Genomic DNA, 26600 nt, shown 5'->3' with positions numbered 1-26600 from the left:
TTATCCATATAGAACGGACTGTCGAACTATTTATTTCACCAACCTTAAACTTTCTTCACTTTTGAAGGTTTTTTAGTTTCCCAGTGCGTTATAAATGCAACTGACGCAATAATAATAGCAGCCCCTAGCCATAAACGACCCGGTGGAACCCAACTAAATACAATCCAACCTGCTAAAACATTTAGCGGTAATTTGGCGTGGTCAAAAGGTTGCACAAACGAAGCATCAGCGACCGAGTAGGCTTTTACTATCGCCCATTGAGCGAGTGCCGTCATAACACCGATAACAATCAATATAGCCCAGATTGTACCGCCGCTTGGCGTTTGCCAATCTGGCGCAGCAAGCAGGATGTTAAATGGTGTGATTAATAGTAGAAGATAGACCACCATGGTTGAAGGACTGTCTTGCGAAGAGAGTTTTTTCACCATCAGTGAGTAGCATGCCCAGAAGAAAGCGGCACCGACTGGTAATAACGTTGCCCAGTTAAAATCTTCAGCCCACGGCTCTAGAATCACCATCGCACCCACGAAGCCTGCTAAGGTCGCGCCCCAGCGAGCAGCCCCAACTTTCTCTTTTAAGAAAAGCCCTGAACCAATGGTTGCAAACAATGGCGATGTCATGAGAAGGGCAATGCCTTGCCAAATTGGTACTGGGTAAGCCAGTGCCCATATCCAAAGTTGAATACCAATAACAGACAAGAAGACACGGAATACGTGCAATTTGAGGTTGTCGGTTTTTAGTGCGCGACGAATGCCCAGCGTTTTCAGATAAGGAAGAATAGCGAACAACGCGATGGCGTATTGAATGACGGCAACGGTGGTAGAAGTAAGTCCGAAATGAATGCTAGCAATTTGAGTTAGGCTGTTAATAACGGCAAAGGCTAGGCCTGCGGTTAGCATCCAGCTAGCGCCTTGGATCGGATGGTGTTGTGACATGATGCTTCTAATTATTTGATGTGGTACACCTATGATACGGATTTAGCACCACTTAACCAGAAAAAGCATTGATGAAGTCAGTCAGAATATTTGAATATGAAAAAAGGTTGAGCTATTGCCCAACCTTTTAGTCTGTATCTAAAGTCGATTTAGATTAGAAGTCGTAACGGATGCCCGCTTGTAGTTGGTCATCTTTATTGTCTCGCTGTTCAAACTTGTAACCAGCATATGTGCGAATGTGGCCGTTAAACTTGTACACCGCTTCAATAGCAAAGTTATTTGCTTCTTCGTCAGCCGCTTTATCGAACTCGCCGTAGTTGTATACGCCAATTAGTGATAGCTGTTTAGTTGCTTTGAAGATAGCTGAAAGCTCGTAGCCTGTGTAATCTTTATCTGCAACTGAAGCCATTGTGTATAGACCACCAACCGTAAACGCATCCATAGAAAATTGAGCTACAAGGTTGATTTGATCGTCATCGAAGTTACCATTCTTTTGAGAAACATAACCCGCACCAAGGTCAAAAGCGCCTAGGTTATACATAGCAGCAAGGCCAAAACTATCTGCATCTTTTTCATTTGCAGCGATGTAGTTAGCTTGTACCGTCAACGCGTCAAACTCGCCAGAGTAAAGGAAGTTATTCTCACGCTTATCTTTGTTGCCATCAACGGCATCAGCAGCATCTGCACCAAATGTTGCCATTGTATCTGTAATGTCAGTCAGCATTACCTGTGAAGAATCTTGCTTACCGTATGAGAACTCACCGAATTTGGTTCCTAAACCTGCGTAGTAGTAGCGATTGGTAAGAGATTCATTTTCAATTTTTACAGTATTGCCACTTCCGTCTTCGAACTCTGTTGTTGATGCGCTAGTGAACTCTGCTTCATACTTACCGAATCCATATAAACCGTCAGAAAGTTCAGATTTACCTGAAATATTCACACGAGCTCGTGACTTGTCTTTGAAAGAACTGTCAGATGCGCTTTCGTTGTTGTCAGATACGTTGAAACGAGCCTCCGCACGACCGCCAATTTTAAGTTCTGTACCATCAGAGCTGTAAACTGTTGCTGCTAGAGAAGAACCTGAAACTAGTGCTGCTACCACTGCAGAAGCTAGAACTGCCTTTTTCATAATCACTTACCTTGTATTTTAAAATCCGTGAGCAATGTGCTCTCCGTTTCGATATGAAGCTAATTTAGAGCAGCTAAATTAAGCTTTCATTTCTATAAAATTACATTTTCGTGAATAGGGAACTTTTTAAGTGTTGATTTTATTGCACTTTCATTTCAATAGACTGAGTGGTTTGTGAATGGTTATATAACTTATCGGTTCTTAAGTGCAGACTTTCACAAGCTTTTATTTAGGGGAAGTGATGATGATATGCGTGAGTATTATGGGAAAGTCAGAGCTTGTTCATCTTATTAACTGTTTGTACTGATTAAGATATCCTCTATGATGCAAAAACTTAGAAGAGAATAGATTTTGCTCAACAAGATGGAGACGTTGGATGAAAACAGAGTACTTAGGCGATGTTTTACAAGGTAGGCAGGTTATTGGCTCCTTGAATGTTGAAGACCTACCCGTTGGAGAGCACCAGTTTTGGTTTCAAGTAACCAGTGATGGGCTAGGGCAACCCAAGAACATGCCGGTTTCTGTTTTCAAAGGCAGTCAAGCAGGTCCTAAGTTGATGATCACCGCTGGTATTCACGGTGATGAGCTCAACGGTGTGTTGGCTGCTCAGCAAATTATCAGAGACTTAGTCGGTAAAACTCTCAAAGGCACGGTCACGATAGTGCCTACTGTGAACTTGTCGGGTTTGCTTAACCACAGCCGCGATTTTATCTCTTCGGATCCGGGCTCTTGCCCTGCCAACCTTAATCGACTCTTTCCGGGTGATGCGAATGGCTTAGCGGCAGAGCGCTTTGTTGCGTCTTTGTGGGATCGCTTACTCAAACACAATGCGACATTCGCCGTTGACCTACATACCCAAACTCGTGGCGCGGTCTACCCACTTTATGTTTTTGCTGACTACCGAATTGAACAATGCCTTGAAATGGCAAGGTTGATGACGCCAGATTGTGTTCTCAATGATCCGGGCGACCCAGGTATTCTCGAAACGGTTTGGAATCGAAGTGGAATTCCTAGCATTACGGTGGAAGTGGGGATGGGTAAGTTTACTCAGCCTGATATGATTCAACGAGCCGTGGACGGTGTTTTTAATATGCTGTCTTACTACGAGATGCTTGATGGTGAAGAACCGTTTGAGGCAAAGCAGCTGCCAAGTATGGACTGGATAGAAGGCAACAACGTCGTGTCTATACGCGCCGACATAGGTGGCTTTGTGTTGACTCAGGTCGAGCTTTTGCAAAGTGTCGAACAAGATGATCTGCTCGCCATCCAATATGATGCGTTCGGTAATGAATGTCGTCGTTATCACGCACCATCTTCTGGTCGTGTACTCAGCTATAACGTGGATGCATTAAGGGAGCCGGGCGCGCTTGTTTGTCGCTTGCTAAGTTAAGGCTCAGTCGGTTGGACGTTTCCGTGTTAATGCACTGTGTCGCCATTAAAACACGCAAAAAAAAGACCGAGCAGGGCTCGGTCAAAGGACAGTTGTCTTGAGTAAGCACGTCTTGGACTCATCGAGAGAACTGCTTTTAGAGTAGCGAGGCTAGATTAAGAATCCATTGCAAGATAGTGACACTTCGACTGCTTTTCTATTTCAAAAATAATATTGAAAACATTATCTTAAACTCATCAAAAACCCGACTGCGAGTTACGCGAGTCGGCTTTTTATTACTTCTCTTTTGAATCTTTATCTCTATCTACACTCGATTAAAAAGCGTCATCCACGACCTCTTTTAATCGGTCGTAAGGCACATATCCTGGTAAAACATTTCCGTTCATCATCATGGTTGGAGTGCCCGTTAAGCCGAGTGCACTGAACGTTTGATGGTTAGTGGTTAGAACCTGGTTTTGTTCTTGAGTTGTTTTTAGTTCCGCCTCTGTTCCCGTCTTGTTGGCAACGGCTTCTAGTGAGCTTTTCGAGTGAATACCGCTTTTCGCCATCAGCAATCTATCAACTTCAGGGAATGCTTCTGGGTTATCTTTCCATACTTTCATCGCGTATAGCGCCGCGTTGGTGTCTAGCCCCGAAACCTGTTGCTGCTTAAACGATAAGTACACGTTGATCACTTTAATGTCGCTGTTTTCAGAGGCTAATTGAACCAAGCCTTTTTCCAAGCGCTTACAGTAAGGGCAGTTATAGTCGGTAAAGTTAATGATGACCGATTTGCCATCCGGATTGCCCGTGATTGGGTGGGCGTCATTGTTGTATAACCAATCATGGCTTTCCGCTTGGGCTTTTTTCGTTTGCTCTTGACCTGCTACGTACTGCTCTAAACTGGTATGCAATCCAGAGATCGTCGATGGATTTTCCTTCAGGAATTGATTAATTTCTTCAAGTTGTTGAGTTTGTTCTTTGTTTAATTCTGCGAAGGCATTAGTACTCATTAATGAGCCTATAATCAGTGCGCTTATCAGATGCTTTTTCATATTGTCTTTTCTCAAATTCGTGATAATCGTGAGCGCTTATTAGGTTGCGCTTACATTAATATTGTTTGTTAAACTGGCTGAGTCGGTTTATTCACTTAGCTTTGCTCTGTTTTTCTTTGTGAGCGATTTAGGCAAAGTAGGTTCTTAACCACAGGCCGATAGGGGATGTAACGCCGGTTGCGATACTGCTAATCTTTCCATCTTTGATGATGACAATACTTGGCGTGACATTGACTCCCCAACTTCTGCTGATCGATCCAGAGAGATCATTGATCACAGGGAAGTCATACTCTTTCGCCTCTAAGTAGCGCTGGACACGTTCGTCTGGACCAGACGATAGAGCGACCGAAACCACCTGATGGGAATCACTGAAGCTATTAACCGTCGGGCTTACAAATTTGCAGGCACCACACCAAGTCGCCCAAAAATAGACAATGACTGGCTTACCATTTTTGCTTAGCTCGATAACATCAATATCTTCGCCTTGGAGCGATTGACCCACAATTGGAATCGCATCGCCCTGAGGCATGCTTCTGCTGTGATAAAAGTCCATGGCAAATGAAACCACGCCAACGATCAATATCATTGAAACCAGTTCCTTTCCCCACTTCTTAAGACGACTTGGCTTTTTGGCCTCACCCTTTACAGCGTCGTCTTCAATCGTGCTAGATTTATCTTCATTGTTGGGAGTCTTCATCAGTTATCTCGCAGCGTCGATGGCTTGAACGACAGTGTCACTGTTGAGAATGACAGGCAGTGGAATACCGCTTTTATAGCTCGGGCCGTAGACGATATTAAATGGCACACCAAATCGCCCATTACTTTGTAAGTATTGAGTGACACTTTCACTTGGTGTTGTCCAATCACCTTTCATCAAAACAATGTCTTCTTGCTGTAGGTGACTGTAGACAGGGTCTTGAAGGATGACGCCGATCTTGTTGGCTTTACAAGTGATACACCAATCAGCAGTCACATCAACAAACACCGTTTTGCCTTCATCAACGAGCTGAGGGATTTGCTTCGCATCCAGCTTTTGCCAAGCGAGATCGTCAACAATCGGAGTCGCCCAGTTATCAGCGGTGACACTACCGACGATCAATGCAGCACCAAACACCAAGGTTGTGGTTGCGACGATAGGAATAAGCACCTTGCGACCCAACTTACGGCCAATCCAAATCAATACTGAAATCACGATAAATAGCGACAGCAGGATAGTTGGGAATTTACCAATGAATGGGCTAAGGAGGCTTGTTAGCCATAGGCTGGTAATGAACATCATTAAGCCAAATACCAGCTTAACTTTGAACATCCACGCCCCAGGCTTTGGAAGCAATTTGGTTAGGCTTGGGAATAGCGCAAAGATCAACCAAGGCGCACTCATACCGATACCAAGCGTGATGAAGATAGCCCATAACTCTTGGTAGCTTGCTCCAAGTGCATACGCGACAGCGGTTCCTAGGAATGGCGCGCTACACGGCGTTGCTAACAGCGTTGCAAACATGCCTTGAACAAAGTGGCCTGAATGTGAGTCATCGCCTTTGGTTGCCATCCAGGTGTTTAAACCTGATGGTAGTCTGAATTCGAATAACCCAAGCAGGTTAATCGAAAACAGCAAAGTGATGATCAGCATGAACCCGATGAACCAAACATTTTGGAACTGGATTCCCCAGCCAATTGCATTACCACCCATTTTTAGAGCGGTCATACCTAGGGCTAACAGCGCAAATGATGTAATGACACCTGAAGCAGAAGCTAAGAATGAGAGTCGAATATGACGATTAGATGCACCTTGGTTTTGAATGATGCTGTTTAATTTCATTCCTAAGACTGGCAACACACATGGCATGATGTTGAGGATCAAACCACCAATTAAAGCGAAGCCTATCATCGCCAAAAAGCCGTTGTTGCTTGTTTGGTAAGCGATCGGTTCTGAGCCAACTTTGGCCGTCATCTCTTCGGCGAAATTAGTGTCTGAAACGGTGACACTCACGTTACGGTCCGTTAAGTCGACTTCACCTATCCAGTTGCTCACATCAAATACGGCCGTCATTGTATTGTCTGTGATGTGGACGCTTGGTTGAGAGAAGAAGTCATCAATCACTTCTTGCCCGTCAATCAACACCATCGGCTTATCCCAGCCATTTTTACTTGTCAGCTGAGTAACCAGTTGCTGCTTGCTCTTGTCCCAAAATAGACCATTGACTGAAGTGCGATTAGCTTCTCGTGGAGATTGGCTCATGCCTTGGTTGAACAAGAACATCGCTTCTTCATCGAGCGCTAAAGTTTGTGGGTCAATCGGCAGTTCGATATCGTAATCGGTTAACACACAGATATTGGTACACGACGGAAAGGTAAACGATGCCCTGAATATCGCAGGCTTCGTGTTGTCTTTCAGGGATAAAGTGACAGGAAAGCTGACATGTTTTTTGTAGCCTAACGTCATGACGTCAAGCTGCTCGTAGTATTTAGGTATCGGCCAGTGCCACTCTACTGACTCAATGTTTGTTGAACCAGACCAGTCCCAGCTTGGCGGAATGCCACCTTCGCCTGGGCTGCGCCAATAGGTTTTCCAGTCGCCGTCGAGCACGACATCGAGCACGGTTTGGATCTTAGAGCCGTCATCCGACTGTTCACCCGTCGACATCATTCGCATTTTAACAGGCGGATGCTCAGGCACACTAAGCCAGCCCGTTGTCTGTGCCAAGGCGGTAAATGACGTCATAACCAAAAGGGCAGTGACTAAGGTTTTCGCGCATGTACGCATAGAGAATGCCAATGAATCGACAAACTTAGTTAGTAGTGTGTTGTACACAAATGTATCTCCAAAAAATAAATAAAAGGGTGTAGTAGCCCGGTTATTTACTCTCTAAATATACAGTGCTTTAGATGCAATCGGTGTTTTGTCGGTCGAGTAGAGCGATGATTGTCTCTAGATAATCTCGAGATGTGAGGAGGTAAGTTAAACGCAACAGCAATAATAAGTACGAATGGGATCAGCCAGCCGGTTTTTGGGGCGGCAAAGGTCAGCATTTTCGAACTTAGGCTGCATGAATTTGAATTGGGGGACGTTAACATTTTTGAGGCTTCTAAGCCGAAAACGCTGGCGTATAGAGCAGCCATTTTTTCTGAAGAAGCGATGTTGGTTTGGGGATTACTGGTTTCTGTATGAGTTTGTGTGCCAACTAGGACTGATTGGCCATTAGCGGATGCAGATAACGATACTTTCTTGACGGCCAGAGTGCTCGCCAGACAAGTTACGATAACCAGTCCGGTAAGGAAGAGCGCCCAAAGCGAATGCTTTTGTCGGCGGTTCTTTGTGGATAAGAAAAGTAGTGATGTGTTCAGCAAATTAGTCAGTAATCAAATTTGATATTAGTTAAAGCCAGCTCATTGAATTGTGGCTAGCTTAGATAAGTTCTCTTCGCGCCACAAGTCATAAAATGGTTAAAGTGAAACTATGTATAAACGCGGAAAACGGCAGGTACACGATAAACGACGCATAAACACCAATTCACGCGAATACGACCTTGAGTTCTAGCTAAAGTTCACAACAACTGAAAGTTATCGCTAATTATTCTGTATTGAGTGGTTTATTAACTATCAGGACGGGACAGGCGATACAAAAAAGCCCAACAGATCGTCAGTGAACGTGTTGGGCTTTAATCATTTGTGCTATTGGAAAGACTTAGTGAGTGCGGCGAGGGCCGTTACGTACCAAGTCTTTACCGTTATCAAACACCTCTTTGGTGATCCAGCGAGCAAGCAGAACTTTATGGCTGCTATTGAATACAGCAACGAAGTGACGACCATCTGAATTATTGGTTGCCATGCCTACACCTTCAACGCCTTCAAGGCCTAAACCGCCAGCTTCCACTGAAATTAGGAATTGCTCTAGTTCTTCTAGAGACTCAATAATATCAAGTTCGTTGTTCATTTTTATGCTCTCTTGCTGTGAGCCAACATCGTATTTAGGGCGCTTTAGTGCTGTGCTCGAATGAAGATATTGGCTGTTGTTCTTTGTTGGATGCGTACTCTACAGGTCATAAGAGGGGATTGGAACTCTCAAATATTAGAAGCAGGCTGATAATTTGCGAATTTTTAACATAACATACGTTTAAATGCTTGTTATCCATATTCTTTTTACTACTATTTATAGGGTCAATTTAGACAGTGATAGGAATTAATATGATGAAGGTTTGGCGTTGTCTATTGTTAATGTTGGCGTTTGTCGCATTTGGAAGTTATGCGCAGAGCGTTGAGAAAATCGCAGAAGTACAAGATCAGTTAATGCTCGATCTAGCAACATTAGAAACGGCGCATGATGCTGAGAAGCCCTTTCTTGAAGATATCTTAAGGCGTAAGAATCAGGGCCTACGCGAAGAGATTTTTTCACAGCTATCGTCAGATAAAAAAGAGGGGCTGGATGTCACTCTTGCTCAGCAGGTCGAACTACTGCAAAAATTGCTGTCATTGAATGAAGTTAAAATCGTTTCAATGAGCAAAGAAAACCGTTCCGCTGAAGGTGATGCTAAAAAACGCCTTGAATTACGCATTCAAAAACGAATCGGAATGATGGATGTCTATTATCAGCAGCTTGCTAAGACATTAGATTGGTCGAAAGAGCGTGATGTTGATGTTGCGGTTCCTGAAGGTGAGCTCAAAACGGCACTTGTTTCTCGTTCTCAATATCTTACTAATGCAATTCTATACACGGATACACAACGTCAAGATTTAGAACGCCGGTTATCTTATGTAAGTGAAGAAGAGAAAGCGACGATTAAAACTGAGCTTGAACGCTTCAGTGAGCGAACTAGCGTTATGGTCGCGAGCTTAGAAGAAACCATCACGCTAATGGAACCGTTTGGCGTGGATGTGACTTCGTACAAACGTGTTTTGCTAGCGACGACAGGTGACATTAACGCCGATGTGTTGGATGTTGATGTTGCACTGGAGCTGTTGGATGGTTGGCTTCGTTCGTTCAGTTCATGGGCTTTTGAAAATACCCCTTCTTTTATCGTTAAACTTGCTCTGTTTCTCGGTATTTTGTATGTAACTCGCCTTATTGCTAACGTGGCTCGCAAAACCGTTCGTAAGAGTGTTTCGCACTCTAAAATGGACTTCAGTGTATTGATGCAGGACTTCTTTGTATCCATCGCATCTAAAGCGGTCGTGTTTATTGGTTTGCTTATCGCACTGTCTCAAATAGGGATAGAGCTAGCACCTCTTCTTACTGGTTTCGGTGTAGCCGGTGTCATCATTGGTTTCGCATTGCAAGACACACTATCTAACTTTGCATCGGGTTTGATGATCTTGATCTACCGTCCTTATGACGTCGGTGACATGGTTAAAGTGGCAGGCGTGCAAGGCACGGTAAAAGACATGAGCTTAGTATCGACGACTGTTCAAACCATTGATAACCAACGCTTGGTGATCCCAAACAACAAGATTTGGGGTGACGTGATCAACAACATCACGGCAGAACGTGTAAGACGTGTTGATATGGTTTTCGGTATTGGTTATTCAGATGATATCGATAAAGCGAAAGCGGTATTGAACGACATCATTCTTGCACACCCTCTAGTGTTGAAAAAACCAGAGCATATGATCAAGCTTCATACCTTGAATACGTCTTCTGTTGATTTCGTAGTTCGACCTTGGGTTAAGACTGATGACTATTGGGATGTGTACTGGGATGTAACGGAAACCGTGAAGAAACGCTTCGATGAAGAAGGCATCACGATTCCATTCCCTCAACGAGATGTACATATTTACAATCACGAAGAGAGTTAAGCGAATGAGCTAGTGCGCGAAGCGATTTCGAAAAGAGCTATTACGAAAAAAGCTAAGCATGGCTTAGAGCCATCATTCTTAATGTGATATCAAATGGACGCTGAATAAGCGTCCATTTTTATTGGCTTCCGTTTATATTGAGCTTCATTCTTTTATGTCACTCAACCGCCTTAGAATTACGTTATGATGGGGTAGGCTTAGTTTGGACAGTTGAAAGCGAATGGATGATTCACAGCAAAAAACGAATAGTAGAAATACAACGGTAAGAAAAGCAACACGAATTGAAAGCGTCATGAACTCTGCAATGTGGCACCTAACCCAGAGAGATATGACGGAAAGCGAGTTGGTTGCGAAGCTCAAAGTGAAAACCGACAATCAAGAATGGATCGATGAAACTCTAGGGACACTGAAAGGCTTCGGGTATATCAAGTCTGACCAAGTGTTTGCAGAACAATTCGTGGAACAAGCTTTTTCTGGTGAATTCGGTTCTCGATATATTGTCGAAAAATTGAAGAAGAAGGGCCTGACCGATTCAGTGATTTCTGATGCAATCCATAAAGTGTCCTTCGAAAAGTCTATTGATGAACAAACCATCTTGATAGACCGAATCAACCACTACTACTCAAGCTTTACCATGAGCCGTGAAAAGCTGGTTGCGACACTGCAAAAGCGTGGTTTTAGCTATCAACAAGTTAAGGTAGCGATTGACCAGCACCCACAAGCGCATCAACTGAAAAGTAATATTCAAATTAAGGCCGAGAAAGCCGATTTGGAAAAAGAGGTGCTCAAGTATGCTCGTAAAGGCAAGGGACTGACTGCCATACAGCAAGAACTGAGACAACGACAAATCGACACCAGTGAGCTGTCATCGCTCATCGACCGATTGATTAATGAAGAGCAGCTAGATTTCTATTCTTCTTGTTTAGAACAGTTGCAGAAGAAGTCTTATGACCTAAACGATCATAAAGAACGCTCTAAGGCTTACGCGATGCTAAGTCGAAAGGGGTTCTCTTCTGACGAGATCAAATTTGCATTGAGTGAAGATAACGAATAACTAAGCCGGAAAAATTTCCTATTGTAGTATGTTGGTTTGTCCTAAGTAACTATTGGACAGAAGTTACTTAGAGCTTTTACTTAAATTAGCAAAACACGAATAACTTCAAGTATGGAAAATTCACTTAAGTTCAGTGTCCAGTCTGACTGGAACAGATCACATTGTTAATATCCAATTCCTTCAAACGCCTTATGTTTCTCTATTATGTTTGAAAACTCATGATCCATTACTTTTAAAAGGAAATCGGCGAGAAGATCGCAAATTAGTTCGACAGTTTTTGGAGAAACCTCGTTCGCGTTAGCGCTAAGAGTACCATGAGCAAAAATATGTCTAACTGCCGAAGCTAAATACTGAGGATTACATTCGTCTACTTGGAAATACTTAGCTAATTCAGTTTGATGGGCTTTATTCACTCTTTCGTAAATAAAATTATAGAACTTGTCTCCTGTATCCATTGCCCGAATTTGACGAGCTACAGACCCCGAATCATAACGACTCAGTAAACTTTCAGTTTTAGACGCTTTTAGCTCAATTATTTTCAAAAAAACTTCGTATGCAGACCAAGCTAAAAAAACTCGACACAATCCAGAGTAACCAGCTTCTGTTGATTCGGAAAAATTGTCTAGGTTTAAGCCGTTAAAAGATGCCGCGACACGATATCTTGCGGCAAATCGGTTAATCAACGAAATGTCATTTTTAAATCCATTCGGAGCTTGTTGATGGACTTGAACATAACCATCAAAGTATCCCCAATTATTCGGATATTTAAATTTCATTATACCTCCTTGTGATCTAATCAGGCAGGGCACAAGTGCCGTGATTATTTAAAGTTATGTATTAATCGTTTGTATGGAAAGGTCTATCTGTAATCTTCGATTTTTAGAAGCTTTCTAAATGTTGATTCCATTTGGTCAAAAACTTGGATTTTCAACTGAAAAACCAGCTGTTCATATTGAGTTTGATTCTCGTAGCTAGTCAGGTGGTAAACAGTATTGATTACGTTGTTAATTTCACTAGCTATATCCCTAGGAAAATAAAGGCGACTCAATTCAAAGTGCTCAATCAGCGCCCTACATTTGTCATCAATTTCTATGCTTGAATCCCGGAGCTTATTATCAGCTAAAAGCGCAAGTTCATTCATCTGTTTGTACAACGTTATAACAGCTTTCTCACGCTTCACATAAAGATTAGCAAATACAACTTCGTGCTCTTTTTGGAGCTTGGTTAGTTGTGACTTAATATCTTCGAGTTGCTTTTCGTGTTCTAATTTTTGCTTCTCAAGCGCCTTAGCATTTATCAACTCAAATCTTTTGATGGCGGCAGAAGCCAGAGAGTTTGCAAATAACTTAGCAAGAAAGCCAATTAATGCAGTACTCCCCATGACAGCTACCAATATTGTTGAAAATTCCTCTTTAAAATCCATGCCACCCTCGAAGTTTCATAACAGGTACTAAAAAGAAGGTTTCTATCTAGTTTTTTGTTAATGCGATTTTACTCAGAATTCCACACTACTAACAATGGCTTATCGTTATAAATGAGATGACTAAAACGAAAATATAAGATTATTTTATAGCTCAAGAAAAAACTAGCGCGCAAGCTTGCAACTAAAATAGGGGTCTGTAAGTGCTGATAGATAGGTCGAATTTACCCCCGTGATACAACATGGGAATTCACGACGAACAGCATTAGAAGAATGGATAACTTTTAGTAGGGCAAAATCCCATGAACAGGGGGTGAATGATTAAAAGGTCTATCCAACAAAGTGGCAAAAATGAGTTATGTCACTACTCATTTTTGCCTTTTTCATTAGCATTAAAACTCAATCTATCGACCGTATTGCTCAATAATAAAGTGCTCAAAATCATCACACATTTGGTCATTCGACTTTGCATTATTCGCTAATTCAGTTGCACCATCAACGATCGATATCTTCGCATTCAAATCCGCGACTGGTGCACGTTCTCTTGTCGACAGCTGTTTGATTTTTTGCTCCTCAATCGCCCAAGCTTCTTCTGGCAATAAGTTGCACTCGTCAGCGAGGTATTTTGCATTAAAACCTTCCCCAGTCAGGCTTTCGATTGTCCCATTATGATTCACGCTATTGCCTTGGTGCCAATAGTGCTTAGCTAACAAAGGGCCGATCTCTGGGTTATCCGTTAGGTAGCCAAACTTATCGGTGAAATACGCACGAGTTTGATACACCGCCATATGAGCCAGCAGGTAACCTTGATATGCGCAAGAGGCTTCATCCGACAATAGATGCGGGATCGCCATTAATGGGCGAGGGCTACAAGCTAATCCAAGAATCGTTTTCTCACTGCTACGAGCAAGAGCGGTGATCTTTTCAGGTGTCAGATCTTCATCCGCCAATTCGTAAAGTGCTCGCTCGAAATACGGAACCACTAAAATGCTGCGTTCTTGATAGGCTCTGAAGGGTTGTTTGTTATCGATGATTGCTTTGATTAACTCGTCAGGTACTGCTTGGCCATCTGCATTAAGCGCGTATTGTTTGAGCCAATCGGCGTCATTCAACAAGCTGTCGCAGAACATGGATTGAGTTTCGGCATAAGCCATCGAGGTTGGTGCAAATTCTTGAGAGAAACAAGGCGCGTTCATCTTAACGTTGGCGAAATGCGCTGCGTGGCCGCCCTCGTGAAATAGCGTGTTGATACCATCATAACCGCTGCCGATTTGGTCGGGCTTGGCGTTGCTCGTGAAGTTAACTTGAGCCGCAACCCAAGTGTCTTGATCGTAGAAAGAAGGGATAGGGCCATGGCAGAAGCCATTAGGGTACTTACCTTTGCGATCAAGCAGATCCAATTTTAATGTCGCTTGAGAGTATTCGATGTTTAGGCGACCAAATGATTCGATCCAGCGTCGAAGTGACTTTGAGAATGGAACATAAGGATCAAGATCATTCATAACGTCACCTGCAAAAGAGTAGGTAAAGTTATGGGCTTGAAGTGCATTCTCGCCTTTCTGCTCAGCCAAATTGGCTAGGCTTTGCTGATGGCTATCACGCGTGCGTGCTTCGAAGTCATCCAGAATCGTAAACAGTTGTTCTGTCGTCATCTGTTCGGTTTTTACCACCGAGTAATCAAAGAAGGTTTTAAAACCCAGTGATTGAGCAAATTGGTTACGTTTTTTGATCAGTTCAATAAAGCCGTTAGCCAGCAGCCATTGCTCTAAATCTAATAGTGCTTGATGTGCAGAAAGCCTAACTTGTTCATTACCATTACTTCTAACGGCTGAACCTAAAACGGGCAGTGACCCTTCTGTTTCATCGCCTGTTTCATTTACGTAAGTCATCACGTGATTCTGTTTTTTCTCAAACAGTTCAGCCTCAAACTTTATGAGTTCGGCTTTAAGCTTCTGTGACTGTTCAGACTCAATAGCGTGAGATCTAAAGGTCGCTAACCAACCATTCAAGCCTGTCAGTGTACTCTCTTTTTCGAGGGGATCTTGAATTTCATCGATAACAGCGAGTTGCGTTTCGATAGCAGTAATCTGTTCGGCAGAGCTAAGAAATTCCGTCCACTGAGTCTGCGCGAGTGTCGAACCATCGTGGTCGTCACTGATCCCCATATATGTATCCCAAAAGAAGTCTTCTTTCGCTTTATGAGTCGCAAGATACTTTTGATTCAATTGGTTGAGATAGTTCGTTGCAGTCATGACATTCCTTGAAAATTAACCAGTAATTTCAACATTATGACACATTCATTGAATGTATTTTGTGATGATAGATATAACTGAATGCAAGTCACAGCCTATCGGTTTACTTTACAGCGTATTAGTGATAATTAATTAACTGTTAATGATTTATAATTAATTAACTGTTAATGATTTGTTGTTTGCTAGTATTAATTAGAAATAGTTCGCTGATTTATCCAGCCTTTTATTGAGTAAATTGATGTACTCAAGGTCAGCGTTTTTGTAAGGAAGAGGTTTAGGATGGATCCTATTTTATATATCGAAGTTGGTGGTGTTGTTTGGCAAGTATTCCCTGATGGTACTTGGCTTCAATTACCTGCTACGCAGCCAAAAGTTGAAGGCGTGCAAGTCGTCAGCATTGAACCTCAGAACTTACAAGAGGCTCAGCCCTTAACTGCACCACAAATCGCCGCAGTTGAACAACAGTTGGAAAAGGTGGTCACCGAACTCGTCAACAACATTGAAAGCGCACCTCAACAGCCTAACTCAGTAAATGACCAACCTAGTTCCAGCGCCTCATTTATTGTTTATGTTCGTTCCACCTTAGATGAAACGCTCGCTGAGGCGGGTTTTGATACGCGTCCTGCAGAATATGCCGACGAAGATACAACCTCGAATGAGGGTAACCTTGATATTCTGTTACCTAGTGCACTATTAACCGTTGATATTTTGGATGGTGGAGACGGTTACGAAAATCAGTTTGAAGTACCAAGTGTCACGATTACGGGCACGGCAGTGGATGTTCGAGACGGGCGTACCGTTGTTCTGACCATCACTGATGTTAACGGAAACACAGTAACCACCACAGCCATCACAAGCGATGAAACGTATGTCGTCAATGGGGTCGACCTTTCTTCATTGGAAGAGGGTGATCTCCAAGTCGACGCTGTCATTGCTGATGATTTTGGCAATAGCATTACAGCTAACGATTCCACAATCAAAGACACATTAGCCAACATTGAGGTTGACTTCGATGGCTTTGGTGATGAGTTTTATAACAAGTTTGAAGTAGAGAATGGCGCATTAGTTGGTACTGTAGTCAATGTTGAAGATGGACAGACTATTTCAATAACGATTACAGACAGTAACGGCTTATCTGTGAGTTACTCAACGGTAGTCTCAGGAAATAGCTGGACGCTCGAAAACCAAGATTATTCCAATTTCGCCGAAGGTGAACTCACTGTTGTTGCAAGCACCATAGATATTGCCGGAAACCCTACCACAGCAACGGATACCATAGAAAAAGATACGATTGACCGGATTCTCGTTCGATTTGATGGATTTGGTGATAACTATTATAACGAAAATGAAGTTGGCAAAGGTGCTCTGATTGGAGCGATCTTCAATGTCGAAGACGGCCAAGCTATTGATATTAAGATTACAGATAGCAATGGTTTATCTGTTGACTATACCACAGTTGTTTCTGGTAATTTTTGGAGCCTGAAAGACCAAGATTATTCTGGCTTTGCCGAAGGTGAGTTGACGGTTGTTGCTAGCACGACTGATGTTGCAGGCAATACTATTTCTTCTACCGATACAATTATCAAAGACACGTTAGTGAACATTGGTGTTGATTTTTCTGCCTCTGATGATGAGTTTTATAACCAAGCTGAAGTCTCTAATGGAGCCTTGGTTGGTACTGTGGCAAATGTGGAAGATGGTCAAACTATATCCATTACGATCACCGATGTTAGTGGCAAATCGGTTGATTATTCCACGGTTGTGTCTGGAGGTACTTGGACTCTGACTGGCCAAGACTATTCAGGTTTTGCTGAAGGTGAGCTAACGGTTGAAGCAAGCGTTACGGACGTTGCGGGCAATACAGCAACATCTAGCGATACCATCGTCAAAGATACACTAGTTAGTATTGGCGTCGATTTCTCTGCATCGGATGATGAGTATTACAACTCAGCAGAAGTGAGCAATGGCGCATTGGTTGGAACGGTACTAAATGTTGAAGATGGGCAAACCATTTTCATTACTATTACGGATAGTGCTGGCACCTCGGTTGATTATTCCACGGTTGTGTCTGGTGGTACTTGGACTCTCACTGGTCAAGATTATTCAGCCTTTGCGGAAGGTACGCTAACGGTAGAAGCAAGCGTTACGGACGTTGCAGGCAATACCGCCACTTCTAGCGATACCATCGTCAAAGATACGTTGGCGGACATCAGTGTGGATTTTGATGGTTTTGGTGATGAGTATTACAACTCTGCCGAGGTCAGTAATGGCGCATTAGTTGGCACGGTGACCAATGTTGAAGATGGCCAAGAAGCTTCAATCACTATCACTGATGTTGATGGTAAATCAGAAAATTATACCGCGATAGTTTCTGGTGGTGAATGGACATTAGTCGGCCAAGACTATTCGGGTTTTGCAGAAGGTATCTTGACTGTAGAGGCTACAGTTAAGGACGTTGCAGGCAATACTGCTACTTCTAGCGATACTATCGTCAAAGATACGTTGGCGGACATCAGTGTGGATTTTGATGGTTTTGGTGATGAGTATTACAACTCTGCCGAGGTCAGTAATGGCGCATTGGTCGGCACGGTTACCAATGTTGAAGATGGTCAAGAAGTTACTATCACCATCACCGATGTTGATGGCAAGTCAGAAAATTATACCGCGACAGTCACTGGTGGCGAATGGACTCTCACAAGTCAAGATTATTCAGCCTTCGCTGAAGGCACTTTAACGGTAGAAGCCACGGTTACAGACATTGCGGGCAATACAGCGACCTCCAGTGACACAGTTGTCAAAGATACGTTGGCGGACATCAGTGTCAATTTCGATGGTTTTGGTGACGAGTATTATAACTCCGCCGAGGTCAGTAATGGCGCATTAGTTGGTACGGTGACCAATGTTGAAGATGGTCAAACGATTTCAATTACCATCACAGATAGTGCTGGTACGTCAGTAGAATATTCAACCACGGTTTCGGGGGGGAATTGGACTCTAACAGATCAGGACTATTCTGATTTCGCGGAAGGCACTTTGACGGTTGAAGCCACAGTTACGGACGTTGCGGGCAATACTGCAACCTCAAGTGACACCATAGTCAAAGATACGCTTATCAGTATCGATGTCGATTTCTCTGCATCAGATGATGAATACTACAACTTAGCCGAAATTACTAATGGTGCCTTGGTTGGAACGGTCGCAGACGTTGAAGATGGTCAAACGATCACTATTACTATCACCGATAGCCTTAATGTCTCCCAAGTTTATACGACCACAGTAGCTGGCGGAAACTGGACACTGACAGGCCAAGACTATTCGGATTTTGCAGAAGGTATTTTGACCGTTGAAGCAAGTGTTACGGATGTTGCGGGAAATACGGTCACTTCTAGCGATACGATCGTTAAGGATACGCTGGCTAGCATCACCGCAGAATTTGATGATGCCGATAACATACTCAATACTGAAGAAGTGAAATCTGTTCGTCTTCAGGGTGTGGTTCAAAATGTAGAAAATGGACAGCCTATTACCGTCACAGTTACGGATAGCAATAATCAATCTATAACGTTACAAACAGCAGTTATTGCGGGTGCTTGGAGCATCGATGATGTTGACCTGTCTGCATTTGCTGATGGTAGCATTACCGTAGAGGCGGTTACCGTTGATATTGCGGGTAATGAAGCTAAGGGGACTGACAACACAGCGCAAATTAATACCGTACCGCCTGTTATTGATATTGATACCTTGTCTGGTTTCAGCATCTTGGATTTCCGTAGTGGTGACTTAACCATCATGCAGGGGACAACCGATGTCTCCGAAGGCTTACCTGTTTACATCGAGATCAATGACGGTACTCAAATACTGACTTTTGTTGGAGTCGTGGATGCGTCAGGTGGCTGGCTAGTCGAGAATATTGATGTCTCTAGCTTAGATCCATCTACTGAATGGATTATAGATGCGAGAGTTGTTAACTCGATTGGTAATGAAGTCAGCGATGACATGCCAAGTATTATACTGCCAGGTTCAGTCTCATTTTCTGAAAGCACGGTCGGGATTTTCGGAGATCAAACCCAAGTCGCTGACATCAATATTCAGTTTGCTGACGAGTTCGCTTTTAGTGCAAACCAAGTCTCTGCCGAGGGAGTGACGTCTCAAGGTCAATCTATCGCTATTGCATTAGAGTCTGACGGCCAAGTGCTCAAAGCAACACGAACCGATGGAACACTGGTTTTCGAAGCTAAGATTGTTGGAGATACCGTTGAGATCTCCTTTTACCAAGCGGTTGACCAACAGGCTGGTGAAGAGTTACTTCAAACTTCGATTGTTATCGAAGGACTTCAAATAGATGATGATGGAACTACTGAGCTAGTTTTAGGTGAACTACCAATTACGATTTTAGATTCCGAGCCTTTGTTGTTCGGCGAGTCATACTCGATGGTTGAAGGTGAAACATCGTCAGGCAACGTTCTCAGTAATGACATTGACCTTGATACCGCACTGACGATTAGTAGCGTCGAAGTAGGGGGAATCAGTAAAGACATTTCAGGTGCAACTCCTGCGGTGTTTAATACCGGGGATGGGGTATTGACCGTATTTGCCAATGGACAGTGGACCTTTGAAGCAAATCGAAATCTAGATCATAACCAAGAACATACCGTTACCTTCAATTACGTTGCCGCTGACTCTAGTGGTGATTTTGGTTCTGCGACGGCGACCATTGATATTACGGACGGCGCAGCAGGGCAGATAACAGATAGCTCTAAAACAGTGGTAGAAGTTGACGTTACATCTGGCGCACAAACTATCAATGCTCAATTTACTGTATTAGGCGGTTCGGATAACCCTGACCCCGACTCTATAACATTCAGCGCAGAGACCGTAGCGCAACTAGAAGCGTTAGGTATTACTTCAGGTGGTGACTCCACGGCACTTACTTATACGTTAAGCGCAGATGGTCGTACTATTACAGCTAAGCAAGGTGATGATGATGTGTTCTCGTTTTCAATGACGACAACCGTCGACGGGAATAATGTACTTGCCGATATTGTATTGGTTATTGAGCGTCCGTTAGATCATGTACTCACTAGCGACTTACTGACTATTCCATTAAATATTGTTGGTACTGATACCGATGGTACTGCTTTAGAAAGCGGCCAGATTTCATGGGTAATCGAAGACGGTGACGATCCGAGCTTAGTTCTTGATTCGAATGCGGCTGTCACCGAATCGGATTTAAGTAATACTCCTGTCGGTGAAGTGAGCAGCACGGGCTCCTTCAGTGTTGGGATTGGTAGTGACTACCTAGACAGTGTGTACTTTGATTTAGCAGATCAACCTCAGCTCTTCAGCGGCGGTGAACAGATTTATTACACTGTCTCTGATGACGGCACCGTTTTGACTGGCTATGCAGGGCCAGTAGTGGGTGGAGATGTGGCATTTACAGTGAGTTTCACTGCCCCCGTTTCTGGTGATGTAGACAATAGCGTGGATTATGTATTCACTCTTTATAAAGGCTTAGATCAAACCAATGGTACGGATTCGCTTCCTTTTACTGTCACTGCTCGTGATTCCGATAATGATAAAACCAAACTAGATCTTGATGTCACTATTACCGATGGTGGTGAGCCTTCTATTGGGAGTGGCACGGTTGAATTGTCCGAAAACCCTATCGCAAATACCACTCCTGACGGCGTAAAACAAAGTGCAGTGGTGAACTTAGATATAACAGCTTCTCATGACCCGATCGTCTATCTTGGTATTGATGTGACAAACGGTCAGGCTGTTTTAGATGGTGATGGTGAAGCGGTTACGCACAATGGTGAGGCTTTATCCTGGAGAGATAACGGCAATGGTAGTTTTGATGCGATATTGAGTAATGGCGATGTCATTCTTCAGATTCGCCTACCTTCTGATTATTTCCTCGAAGCCAATGCCTCCGGAACGGTTGCTGTTGAGATTGATCTATATCGCTCCATTGACCACGGTACAGGGCTAAAAGATACTGAATTAAATATACCGACCACAGTGGTTGTTATTGATTCTGATGGTTCGCGTTCAACTCAAGAATCCGACATCAAAATATACGACGGTAAGGACCCTGCATTCTCAATTGTAGGTAGTATATCTGTCGATGAAGACGGCCTCATTGGTGACAATGAACAACCTGGTACTGAAGAGCCGAGTCCATCGATATCAATTATCCAAGGCTCAGATGATATAGCATCAGTGTCAATTAATACCGCTGCTTTTGATGCGCTTGGTTATAGCAGTGGTGGGCGAGCGATATCCTTGCAAGAAGTGAATGCCGATGGTTGGTATTACGCTCAAGATTCGTCGGGTAACGATATCTTCCGAATTCGTTTTAACAACGATGGCACAACAGAGTTCAACCTATATGCACCTCTTGATCATGCAAATGCTGATGGAGAGAATAATCTAGCCCTCAATTTCGAACTGACAGTCAACGATGCGGATGGAGACAGTTCTGATCCTGCCATTTATATAGTTAATGTCACGGATGCCATTCCAACTTCACGAAGCGGTTCTATTGAAATGGTTGAGGGTGATGACCTCAATGGACAGTTCCTAACCGAAGAGTTCGCAGGTGCCGATGGAGCAACTATTGTAAGTTTCGATTATCGCGGTACTACCTACACCTTTGTGGATGCTGATACTCCAATAACCATTGATCTAATCAACGATTTTGACAGTGGTAGCGTATACGGCCAATTTACCCTTTCACCTGATGGTAGCTATCAACTAACCACGAATCCCAATGTAACGACCAATCCTGCCGATCCTAAGATCGTCGATGATATTGATTATTTGGTGCGAGATGCCGACGGCGATGAAGTGGTAAGTAACGCGGAGCTCATACTGGATGATAACGAAGGCTTTATTCGTTATGAAGATTGAAGATAACGACGCCATTATTGTTGTGAGTGTTTCTACTGGAGACGTGGACCAAAGCGAAACTGTTGCTGCTATTGAATTCTCAGAAGATTCTTTGCAAGGCGGTAGCCTGTATTTAGATGGCGTATTGCTTCAAGTGGTTGATGGCAAGGTGACGCTTTCAGGCAATCAGTTAACAGCGATTGACAGTCAGTTTACCGGCCCGAATGGCCAGTTGACTTATCGACCAGCACTTCATGAATCGAATACGACCTCAACGGTTATTCTAGCGATCAACGCGATCATTAGTACTGATACGGTTCCAAAAGAGTTGACCGCTGACGTTGCTGTTTCTGTTTTACCCGTGGCAGATGCGCCGGATTGGTCAGATTCTGTATTTACCTACCAATCCGTAGAAGATGACGCAGACCCAATTAAATTGGATATCACCGCTCAGTTGGTTGACCAAGACACATCTGAAGAATTGTCTTACACCATTAGTGGCATTCCAGATGGGCTTAATATCACCTTGAACGGTAACGCGGTTAAAGAGGGCAAAGAGTATACCCAAGCTCAAATCGATAAGATGGAAATTAGAGCCGATGAAAACCTTGCGGGTCGATTCGAGTTTGATATCACTGCGATTGCAACCGAAGCGGGAAACACCTTCGCTGACCCCGATGATAAAACGGCCGATATTGTTAATACCGTCGTTGTCGAGATTTCGCCGGATGCTGATACTCCACATGTATCTGTTAAGGACTACAAAGGCCTAGAAGATGAAACCATCTTCCTCAATAACGTGATTGATGGATCGCTAACTGATACCGACGGTTCTGAATCTCTAAGCTACCAAATCGAAGTGCAAGATGGTTGGTCTATTCAAGGCGGATTGTTTGACCTAATTGGCCCTAACACTTATTTAGTATCTGCGGAGGCCATCGAGAATGGTGTGGCTTATCTGCTACCAAAAGAAGACATCAGTTCGTTTACTGAAGATCTGTTTATCAAGGTAACTGCGGTAGCCACAGAATCGACGGTTGATTCACTTGACCCTGTTAATATCACCGCACTTAGCGACACCCAAACCATCAATATTTTCCTGAAGGGTGTCGTCGATGAGCCGATCGTTGTCGATGGTGGTAATGCTCACTGGGAATATGACAGTGATACTAAAGTCATCAGCAATCAATCTGTTCTCAATGAAGATGGTTTGATTCGACTTGATTTTGTGGTTCAAACTTCTGATGACGACGTTTCAGAAGAGATCAATATACTCCTGACCAATATTCCTGATGGCACCTTGCTAGTGGATTCATTGGGTGAGCCAGTGTCACTAACGATCGCGTATGTTGATGATGTAACAGGGCCAGTATTCCAAGTCTCTAATGCTCAACTGAATGACCTATACCTCAAGCCTGTTACTGATTTCAGTGGCGAGTTAGAGCTAACTGTTATTGCTATTTCAACAGAGCCTGATGGTGATTCGGGTGAGTTCCCGATGACGTTGAAAGTAGAGTTAGCGCCCGTTGTTGATCAAGAAGATGGTCAAACAGTCAGCACTCAAGGTATTGAAGACAGTCAAATTGGATTGAATCTAGAGCCATCAGTGAATCAAGATGTGGATGGGAGTGAGTCTTTAACGGGGTATGTGATTGACAGTCTTCCTGCTGATCTGACTCTTTATTTTGATGGTAGTGTTATTGATGTGCCGCTTTCAGGGTTAGATTTAGAAAGTTTATTAGACTCTACGACGCCAACACTGTCCGAGCTTTTAAGTAGCGGAAGACTATCCGTCACCGCTACTGAAGATTTGAGCGGTACATTTTCGATCCCAATTACCTATGAAGTTACCGATACATCGCCAACAGGCGCGACTGATGTAAAAGATATCTCTGGTTCAATCAGTGTCACTGTTGATGCGAGGGTTGAGTCAGATACTCGTTTAGAAAGCTCTGGTCAGCTATACCTCAGTGATGACGGTTCTCCAGTCAACGTGTCGGATGCGGTTACTTTTGTTGACGCAGATATGGATGGCTCAGAGTACTTAGATTATATCTTGATCGATGTGCCTGATGGCTATTCGCTGATTGTCGATCACCCCAACGGAGCCGCTCAAGATGTTTCAGGAAACTGGATTATCTCTGCCAATGGCCTGACGAGTGACTCTATTCAAGAGTTGGCGCAAGAGATCTTGAGCGGTATGACGATCTCTAGCCCAAGCGATACACCTGTTTTAGATATTGTGGTGCGTGCTCGTGTTATCGATGGAGAAGATTCAAAGTATATAGATACTTCATTCCAAATTCAGATCACTGGCCATGACGGCGGTGGCGGTACTTGTGACCCTGTAGGTCCACCAAGCCCGATTCAACCGGATGGTGAGATTAAGACACCAGAAGGGGAAGATATCGACCTTACTGGCTTGCTCAATACTAATGTCGCCAGTGATCCAGATAACTCGATTTCTTTCTACATCCCTGCTGATTCGCTTCCTGAGGGCGTTGAGATTTCTGGAGATGGCGTTATTGCTGAATATGACGCGTCTGGCGAAGTTGTTGGTTACTCGATTACTGCCGATGGTCTCTCGAAGCTAACGTTAACTGGATTGGATGAGGATTTCGCTGGATGTATTGATTTCACGATAGAGACGATTGAAACCTCACCGTGTAACGGCGACACCGTAACAACACAACAGACGATTAGCATTCAGGTGTTACCAGTCGTGGATGACATTACCGTGGCTACAGATTCGACAACAATCCAAGAAGATATCGCGACAGACCTTAATCTCGAACTCGTTCTTGGCGATAGCGTTGAAGATGGTCAGTTAATTACGGGTGAAGGTAATAGCGCTACTGGTAAAGAAACCGTTAACTCTCTGACGATTACGGTATCAAATGGCGGTACGCTATCGGAGAGTCCTGCTGATACTGGCTTGTTGGTTGATAACGGCGATGGTACTTGGACCGTAACCGATCCTAGCCGTTTGAGTGATGTGTTAGTTACGCCACCTGAGCATTACAGTGGTGAAATTACCCTCACTGTGACAGCAAATATTACCGATGAAGCGGATTGCGTGACAGAAACGGATACGCAAGATAAAACGACGGTCGTGACTATTACTGTTGAGCCAGTCGCTGATGCGGCGAACTTGATAACAGAGGATATTATCGGAGATGAAGATAATTACATTTCGTTGTCATCACTTAGCGCAGAGCTGATTGACCAAGATGGTTCTGAAAACATGTCGCTTTCGTTAAAGGGAGTTCCTGAAGGCGCAGTTGTCGCTATCAAAATCGGAGACAACTATGAGTTGGTTCCAAACAATGGCGTCGATGGCGGTACCTTTGATGGTAACCCTACTTACGAGTGGCAGCTCGATCCAAGCCAGCTTGCCAACCTTGTAATTCTACCGCCGCGAGACTTTAGTGGCGATATTAATCTGTCTCTAGAAGCCATTACTCAAGAAATCGGCACCACAGAAATCCGCTATACCGAATCTGAATTTACCGTCGGTGTGAATCCTATTGGTGATAAAGTTGAGTTCTTCGATTTACCTGAACAGCTCACTGGAAGTGAAGATGATGGCATCGTGATTCCTCTTGATGCCAATAGCTTTGAAACTAACAGTGATGAGTTTTTAGCAATTACGGTAACAGTGAATGGAACTTCGGACCCATCAGGGTTAGTTGGGTTAGACCGAATTCGAATTGGATCAGAAACCAGTTCTTTCACCAGTGTTGGTGGCATCATACAGGCGACGATTCTCGTTAAAGCAAGTTCTGTTGATGAGCTTGAATTCTTTGCGGGCGATGCGTTTGGTAACCTCGATATTACGATTACCGGCCGAACGGTTGATCAAAATACGGTACTCGGTGAGTTAGTGGTCGACACGGGTGACCCGAGCTCACAAGACATGACGCTTATTATCACACCAGAGCCTGATGCACCGTTATTGAGCGTTGAATACTCTTCGATCGTGGCAGAAGCAAGTGGCACGATTCCTCTTGGTTTAGACCTTTCTCTTGTAAACCCTGCTGATTCAGAAGTGGGCTTCATTACAATTTATGATATTCCCGCAGGTTTGACGTTCTCACATGGCTCTATGGTCGATGGTCAATATGTGGTGGACTTGGCAGATGTACCGAATCTAGCGATTACGGGTGGCTATGATGGCGTTGACCCATTTGAAATTACCATCGAACCTTCTGCTGAAATAGGCAACAACCAAGCGGTAGGATTACCTCAAACGGTATCGGTTGAATTTGTTGTTGAAGGGGATTCTACGATTACCGCGACAGATGATAACGACCTGCTGATTGGCGGGACGGGCTCAGATAATTTTGTGTTCGCCTCTTCAGGCTTAGGGAGTGCAGAAGCACCAAGCTACGATGTGATTCAAGATTTTGATGCGTCTCCAGATACTGATGCAATTGACCTCTCGGGTATTTTGGGAAGCCTAGGGCTTAATACAGGGCTAGGGGCAACACAATATCTAGATTTAGAAGAATCTGGTGAAGGCGTGACCATTTCTATTAAACCTAATGGCGACGAAGACGTTCAACAAAACATCTTAATAGCCGATGTCACGTACGACGATCTGTATCAAGGTGACAGTAGCAGTGCATTAGAAGCACAAATTTTACAAAAAATGATAGAAGACAATAATTTAACGCTGTAAGTTGGATGTACAGTCTATAAAAGG

Annotated in this window: 14 protein-coding genes; 5 read left to right on the top strand and 9 right to left on the bottom strand. The window is 43.6% G+C overall.

Translation table 11 applies throughout. The features are described 5' to 3' along the window. Positions 1–44: 44 nt before the first annotated feature. Both AB4486_RS00590 and AB4486_RS00585 read right to left on the bottom strand, forming a co-directional pair. Positions 45–935: a DMT family transporter gene (locus AB4486_RS00590; protein ID WP_017062738.1), complete on the bottom strand. Its 891-nt coding sequence runs from the start codon at positions 933–935 to the stop codon at positions 45–47. Between the two features lie 154 nt (positions 936–1089). Then, positions 1090–2064 carry a porin gene (locus AB4486_RS00585; protein WP_017064330.1) on the bottom strand — a complete coding sequence of 325 codons (975 nt, stop codon included), beginning with the start codon at positions 2062–2064 and terminating at the stop codon, positions 1090–1092. Positions 2065–2440: 376 nt separating this feature from the next. On the opposite strand from AB4486_RS00585, the gene AB4486_RS00580 reads away from it, so the two are divergent. Beyond that, positions 2441–3454 carry a succinylglutamate desuccinylase/aspartoacylase family protein gene (locus AB4486_RS00580; protein WP_372116168.1) on the top strand — a complete coding sequence of 338 codons (1014 nt, stop codon included), beginning with the start codon at positions 2441–2443 and terminating at the stop codon, positions 3452–3454. 314 nt (positions 3455–3768) lie between these two features. Here AB4486_RS00580 and AB4486_RS00575 read toward each other — a convergent pair whose 3' ends face one another. From AB4486_RS00575 to AB4486_RS00560, 4 genes are all read right to left on the bottom strand, one after another. Beyond that, the gene (locus tag AB4486_RS00575) at positions 3769–4488 is read right to left on the bottom strand and encodes a DsbA family protein (protein WP_372099828.1); all 720 of its coding nucleotides are present in this window, start codon (positions 4486–4488) and stop codon (positions 3769–3771) included. A gap of 127 nt (positions 4489–4615) precedes the next feature. Beyond that, entirely contained in the window at positions 4616–5185 is a 570-nt protein-coding gene (locus tag AB4486_RS00570) for a protein disulfide oxidoreductase (protein WP_229647366.1), read from the bottom strand. A 3-nt stretch (positions 5186–5188) separates the two neighbouring features. Then, positions 5189–7252, bottom strand: a complete 2064-nt coding sequence (locus AB4486_RS00565) for a protein-disulfide reductase DsbD (RefSeq protein ID WP_136974700.1) — start codon at positions 7250–7252, stop codon at positions 5189–5191. 921 nt (positions 7253–8173) lie between these two features. Then, positions 8174–8422 (bottom strand): hypothetical protein, encoded by a 249-nt coding sequence (locus AB4486_RS00560; protein ID WP_017062732.1) that lies wholly within the window; start codon positions 8420–8422, stop codon positions 8174–8176. Between the two features lie 251 nt (positions 8423–8673). Here AB4486_RS00560 and AB4486_RS00555 point away from each other — a divergent pair, with 251 nt between their 5' ends. Beyond that, on the top strand, positions 8674–10278 hold the full coding sequence (locus AB4486_RS00555; protein WP_102393315.1) for a mechanosensitive ion channel family protein: 1605 nt from the start codon (positions 8674–8676) through the stop codon (positions 10276–10278). 220 nt (positions 10279–10498) lie between these two features. Next, positions 10499–11332 carry a regulatory protein RecX gene (locus tag AB4486_RS00550; RefSeq protein ID WP_102393314.1) on the top strand — a complete coding sequence of 278 codons (834 nt, stop codon included), beginning with the start codon at positions 10499–10501 and terminating at the stop codon, positions 11330–11332. Between the two features lie 164 nt (positions 11333–11496). Here the strand turns inward: AB4486_RS00550 and AB4486_RS00545 are convergent, their stop codons facing one another. From AB4486_RS00545 to AB4486_RS00535, 3 genes are all read right to left on the bottom strand, one after another. Next, positions 11497–12108: a hypothetical protein gene (locus AB4486_RS00545; protein ID WP_372116164.1), complete on the bottom strand. Its 612-nt coding sequence runs from the start codon at positions 12106–12108 to the stop codon at positions 11497–11499. A gap of 83 nt (positions 12109–12191) precedes the next feature. Beyond that, positions 12192–12755 carry a hypothetical protein gene (locus tag AB4486_RS00540; RefSeq protein ID WP_372116161.1) on the bottom strand — a complete coding sequence of 188 codons (564 nt, stop codon included), beginning with the start codon at positions 12753–12755 and terminating at the stop codon, positions 12192–12194. A gap of 401 nt (positions 12756–13156) precedes the next feature. Next, complete coding sequence (locus tag AB4486_RS00535) at positions 13157–15004, bottom strand: M3 family metallopeptidase (protein WP_372058165.1); 1848 nt, start codon at positions 15002–15004, stop codon at positions 13157–13159. A 279-nt stretch (positions 15005–15283) separates the two neighbouring features. Here AB4486_RS00535 and AB4486_RS00530 point away from each other — a divergent pair, with 279 nt between their 5' ends. Further along, on the top strand, positions 15284–21916 hold the full coding sequence (locus AB4486_RS00530) for an Ig-like domain-containing protein (RefSeq protein ID WP_372116159.1): 6633 nt from the start codon (positions 15284–15286) through the stop codon (positions 21914–21916). After that, positions 21906–26576: a type I secretion C-terminal target domain-containing protein gene (locus tag AB4486_RS00525; protein ID WP_372116156.1), complete on the top strand. Its 4671-nt coding sequence runs from the start codon at positions 21906–21908 to the stop codon at positions 26574–26576. The genes AB4486_RS00530 and AB4486_RS00525 overlap by 11 nt, the downstream gene beginning before the upstream one ends. Positions 26577–26600: the final 24 nt, after the last annotated feature.

This window comes from Vibrio sp. 10N.222.55.C6 (assembly GCF_041473395.1).
GTDB classification, from domain to species: domain Bacteria; phylum Pseudomonadota; class Gammaproteobacteria; order Enterobacterales; family Vibrionaceae; genus Vibrio; species Vibrio crassostreae_C.
The sequence above is the reverse complement of the archived record's forward strand: the minus strand, read 5'-3'. Positions and strand labels throughout refer to the sequence as shown.

Coding starts and splice junctions, on each gene's coding strand:
- AB4486_RS00590 (WP_017062738.1), bottom strand. CDS start 935: ATGTCACAACACCATCCGATCCAAGGCGCTAGCTGGATGCTAACCGCA.
- AB4486_RS00585 (WP_017064330.1), bottom strand. CDS start 2,064: ATGAAAAAGGCAGTTCTAGCTTCTGCAGTGGTAGCAGCACTAGTTTCA.
- AB4486_RS00580 (WP_372116168.1), top strand. CDS start 2,441: ATGAAAACAGAGTACTTAGGCGATGTTTTACAAGGTAGGCAGGTTATT.
- AB4486_RS00575 (WP_372099828.1), bottom strand. CDS start 4,488: ATGAAAAAGCATCTGATAAGCGCACTGATTATAGGCTCATTAATGAGT.
- AB4486_RS00570 (WP_229647366.1), bottom strand. CDS start 5,185: ATGAAGACTCCCAACAATGAAGATAAATCTAGCACGATTGAAGACGAC.
- AB4486_RS00565 (WP_136974700.1), bottom strand. CDS start 7,252: ATGCGTACATGCGCGAAAACCTTAGTCACTGCCCTTTTGGTTATGACG.
- AB4486_RS00560 (WP_017062732.1), bottom strand. CDS start 8,422: ATGAACAACGAACTTGATATTATTGAGTCTCTAGAAGAACTAGAGCAA.
- AB4486_RS00555 (WP_102393315.1), top strand. CDS start 8,674: ATGATGAAGGTTTGGCGTTGTCTATTGTTAATGTTGGCGTTTGTCGCA.
- AB4486_RS00550 (WP_102393314.1), top strand. CDS start 10,499: ATGGATGATTCACAGCAAAAAACGAATAGTAGAAATACAACGGTAAGA.
- AB4486_RS00545 (WP_372116164.1), bottom strand. CDS start 12,108: ATGAAATTTAAATATCCGAATAATTGGGGATACTTTGATGGTTATGTT.
- AB4486_RS00540 (WP_372116161.1), bottom strand. CDS start 12,755: ATGGATTTTAAAGAGGAATTTTCAACAATATTGGTAGCTGTCATGGGG.
- AB4486_RS00535 (WP_372058165.1), bottom strand. CDS start 15,004: ATGACTGCAACGAACTATCTCAACCAATTGAATCAAAAGTATCTTGCG.
- AB4486_RS00530 (WP_372116159.1), top strand. CDS start 15,284: ATGGATCCTATTTTATATATCGAAGTTGGTGGTGTTGTTTGGCAAGTA.
- AB4486_RS00525 (WP_372116156.1), top strand. CDS start 21,906: ATGAAGATTGAAGATAACGACGCCATTATTGTTGTGAGTGTTTCTACT.